Annotated in this window: 4 protein-coding genes; all 4 read left to right on the top strand. The window is 61.6% G+C overall.

Annotated elements, in window-relative coordinates:
• On the top strand, window positions 1-410 hold a 410-nt coding region (locus tag IT781_RS21390; RefSeq protein WP_194972199.1), incomplete at its 5' end, for a biopolymer transporter ExbD.
• Between the two features lie 69 nt (window positions 411-479).
• A complete protein-coding gene (locus IT781_RS21385; RefSeq protein WP_194972198.1) occupies window positions 480-2,663 on the top strand; it encodes a TonB-dependent siderophore receptor in 2,184 nt (727 codons plus the stop codon).
• 158 nt (window positions 2,664-2,821) lie between these two features.
• Window positions 2,822-3,430 carry a PepSY-associated TM helix domain-containing protein gene (locus IT781_RS21380; protein WP_194972197.1) on the top strand — a complete coding sequence of 203 codons (609 nt, stop codon included), beginning with the start codon at window positions 2,822-2,824 and terminating at the stop codon, window positions 3,428-3,430.
• A 122-nt stretch (window positions 3,431-3,552) separates the two neighbouring features.
• Window positions 3,553-4,236, top strand: coding sequence for a Fe2+-dependent dioxygenase (locus tag IT781_RS21375; RefSeq protein ID WP_194972196.1), 684 nt, complete (start codon window positions 3,553-3,555; stop codon window positions 4,234-4,236).
• The last annotated feature ends 187 nt before the right edge of the window (window positions 4,237-4,423 follow it).

Raw genomic sequence — 4,423 nt, 5'->3', positions numbered from 1 at the left:
ACCAAAACAAAAGCCAGCATCCGGTTTCGGAAATCAACATGGTGCCGCTGATCGATGTGATGCTGGTGCTGCTGATCATCTTCATGATCACGGCACCCTTGATGACCCATGCCGTCAAGATCGACCTGCCGAAAGCCAGCAGCGAGCCGCAGGCGACGGAAACGGAGCATGTCGCGCTATCCATCAACGGCGACGGGCAGTTATTCTGGGATGAAGCGGCCGTCTCGCGCGAGCAGCTCAACGAACGGCTGGCGCAGATCGCGCAACAGTCGCCGCAGCCGGAACTGCACGTGCGCGCCGACCAGGCCGTACCGTACCGCTTTGTCGCCGAGGCCCTGGCCGACGCGGCCAAGGCCGGCGTCACACGCATCGGTTTCGTCTCCGAGCCCGAGCCATCCCATCCACATTAATGAACCACAGCCACCCAGCTTTCCCCGCCAGGCAGCCAGACACTATCAAATAAAAATAAAGGGGAAATCATGTCCTTAAAAAAAACGACAACGCCCGGCGCCAAATGGCGCCTGGGCGCGCTATTGCCGCTGGGGGCGGCGCTGAACGGCATGGCGGTGGCCGCCGAGCCGGCCGTTGAAACGCGCGCCGGCGCGGACAAGGAAATCACGCTGCCGGCCGTCAAGGTCAAGGCGGCCCGCGGTCAACAAGACGACGGCTACAAGGCCGACACCTCGACCACGGGCAGCAAGACCGAGATGGCGATTCGCGACATCCCGCAATCGGTCAGCGTGGTCAAGAAGGAACTGATCGAGTCGCAGAACGCCTTCAACCTGCGCGACGCGCTCAAGAACGTCAGCGGCCTGACCATCGCCGCCGGCGAGGGCGGGCGCACCGGCGACTCGATCACCCTGCGCGGCTTCTCGGCCAGTTCCGACACCTACCTCGACGGCGTCAAGGAAAACGGCCAGTATGCGCGCGACACGTTCTTCATCGACCGGGCCGAAGTGCTGAAGGGCGCGTCCTCCATCCTGTTCGGGCGCGGCGCCACCGGCGGCGTGATCAACCAGGTGACCAAGAAGCCGACCGGCGGCACCCACGCCACAGGCGAGTTCACTTACGGCCTGTACGACTTCAAGCGCTCCACGCTCGATGCCGAAACCGCCTATAAGGACCTCTCGGCCCGGCTCAACGTGCTCTACCAGGACGCGGGCTCCTTCCGCGACTACAACTACACCGACCGCTGGGGCATCGCGCCGTCGTTCATGGCTAAGCTCACGCCGGACACCGATCTGTCCCTGAACCTGCTGCACCAGGAAGAGGACAGCGTGTTCGACTACGGCGTGCCGATTTACCAGGGCAAACCGGCCGGTACGCCCATCGAGACCTTCTACGGCTTCAAGGACGACCGCCTGCAGAAAACCGACGTCAACGTCGGCACGGTCGCGCTGACGCACCGCTTCAACTCGGATTTCTCGGTGAAAAACACCGTGCGCTACGGCGGCTACGAGCGCCAATACCGCACGCATCTGTTCGGCGCGGTCACCGACAATGGCCTGGACTCCACAGTCGCACGCACCCAGGCGCTGCGCCGGAACACGCAGGAAAACATCTACAACCAGACCGACTTCGTCTACAAAAAACCGCTGTTCGGCTTCAACAACACGCTGATGTTCGGCGCCGAATTCGGCTGGGAGGATTATGACTTCAAATCGAAAAACTCGAGTGGGGTTGCCACCGTCTCCCTCTTCAACCCGGTGCTGACGCCGACGGTGGGCGCGGGCCGGGCCAATGATTTCAGCGGCACACTCGCCACCGACCGCATCACGCAAACCCAGACTTACGCGGGCTATGTGCTGGACCAGTTCGAATTGTCGCCGCAATGGAAATTGCTGGCCGGCACGCGCTACGACGTGTTCGAGGCGGAACAGGACGACCTGCTCAACGACGCCAACGACCTCAGCCGCACCGACCGCCAGTGGAGCCCGCGCGGCGGCATCGTCTGGCAGCCGACCGACAACCAGTCCTATTACTTCAGCTACGGCACGTCCTTCAACCCGTCGGCCGAAGCCTACAGCCTCAGCGCCGCGACGGCCAACCTGCCGCCCGAGAAGAACCGCAATTTCGAGATCGGCGGCAAGTTCGACCTGTTCGATGGCCGCCTGTCCGCGACCGCCGCGCTGTTCCGGCTGGAAAAGTCCAACGCGCGCACGGCCTCGCCTGACGATCCCAACCTGACCGTGCTGGCCGGCGAGCAGCGCACCGACGGCTTCGAGCTGGGCCTGGCCGGGGAAATCCTGCCGCGCTGGGACGTGTCCTTGACTTACGCCTATCTCGACGCCGAGGTGACGAAATCCAACAGCACCGCCGTCGGCACGGTCAGCGGCCTGACCAAGTCGCTGCAGGGCATGACGCCGGTCAACGTGCCCCAACACAGCGGCGTCGCCTGGACCAGCTACCATCTGACCGACAACTGGGAGATCGGCGGCGGCGTGTTTTACGCCACGAAGCGCTACACCGATACTGTCAACGAAGTCGAACTGCCCGGCTACGCGCGGCTCGACGCCGTGCTGGCCTACCATCAGAAGCACTACGACGTGCAGCTGAACGTGTTCAACCTGACCGACAAGGTCTACTACGAATCCGGCCAGACGCGCTCGGCCCTGCCCGGCGTGCCGGTTTCGGGGCAGTTGTCGGTGCGGCTCAAATACTAAGGAGAAAATGACACCCCGGTGTAATTTTTGAGCCCCCGTGGGAGCGATGCCTACATCGCGACTAAAGGCCGCAAGTCGCGATGTAGGCATCGCTCCCACAACCGCTGGCCGGAGAAATATCCATTAAACCACTCAACTTAAGGTGAAGAAAAACATGCATGCCTCATCCGATACCCTGCCGCCGCACGCATGCCTGGACCGGCCTGTGGGGCGCGGCGTTGGGCTTATTATTCGGATTGACCGGCATTCTGATGAATCACCGCGAGATCATGAAAATCCCCCTCGGCAAGATGGAGCAAAAAGAAATCCAGCTTCCGCTGCCCGTACCAAGGCCCGCCGATCCCAAGGCCATGGCGATCTGGCTGGGGCAGACTTTGGATATCGATACCGGACACGCCCGGATACGCCGCGAGCCCGGCAAGACCGTCATCTGGAACGGCAATGAAGTGCGGCAGCCGTCGAGCTGGCAGATTGCCGTGCGCAGTCCGCAGCGCTCCATACAGGCTGAGTACTGGGAGAGCAACGCCTTCGTCAGCGTCAAGCAAAGCGAGGCCAATTTGCCGGTGATGCTGAACAACCTGCATAAAGGCACCGGCATGGGCGTCGGCTGGGTCTTGCTGGCCGACACCCTGGCCGGCGGACTCATAGTCCTGAGCCTGACCGGCACGCTGCTATGGACCCGCCTGCACGGCCGCCGGCTTGCCGCCGTCGGGCTGGCATTGGGCTCCCTGAGCCTGGCCATAGGATTTGCCTGGCAGGCGCTTTAGCTTGTGTGGGGGCGACTTCGCCTGGAGCGCCTACTGTTGGCAGTCGCCCCCACAAATACATTCCTTAAAAAGGAAAGTTATTCTTTACCGTATCGTTAATAGGAATTCTCTGGAGATTCTTCATGCTGATCCATATACCCGACGTACTGACTGCCGAGGCATTGACGAAATGCCGCACGATTCTGGAGGCCGCGCCCTGGGCCGATGGCCGCATTACGGCCGGCACGCAGTCGGCCCAGGTGAAAAACAACCGGCAACTGCCGGAAGATACGCCTGAGAGCGATGCGCTCCGCGCCATCGTGCTGGAGCACCTGAACAGGAACGCGCTGTTCCTGTCCGCGGCGCTGCCCAGGCGCATCTTCCCGCCGTTGTTCAACCGCTACGAGGGCGCCGCCAACGCCTTCGGCAATCATATCGACAACGCCGTGCGCATCTGCGCCGCGACCGGCGAGCGCGTGCGCACCGATCTGTCGGCAACGTTGTTTCTGAGCGATCCGGATGACTACGACGGCGGCGAACTGGTCATCGAAGACACTTACGGCGCACATGCCGTAAAGCTGGCCGCCGGTGATATGGTGCTCTACCCTGGCTCCAGCCTGCACCGCGTCGAGCCGGTCACGCGCGGTGCGCGAGTGGCTTCGTTCTTCTGGATGGAAAGCATGGTGCGCGAAACGGAACGCCGGCGGCTGCTGTTTGAAATGGACATGGCCATACTCGAACTGCGCGAAACACAAGGCGACAGCGCGCCGACAGTCAATTTAACCGGTTGCTATCATAATCTATTGCGCATGTGGGCTGAGGTTTGAACGGCAGAGTTAGTATTCCTGCATGTGGAAGAGTGGCTTGTGGATTTCGAAAAACTGCCTCCATTCACGCCGGATCAGTGCATATCCTATGCCAACTCAGCGGACTTTTGCTTGCTTAAACGTCCAGGACGGTTCTCGTGCATCAAGTCCAATTTGACTCAAAAACATCGCGATGGCTGCGCGAAGT

This window comes from Methylobacter sp. BlB1 (genome assembly GCF_015476545.1).
Classification (GTDB): domain Bacteria; phylum Pseudomonadota; class Gammaproteobacteria; order Methylococcales; family Methylomonadaceae; genus Methylobacter.
Note: the sequence above shows the minus strand (reverse complement) of the source record. Positions and strands in the feature narration are given on the sequence as shown.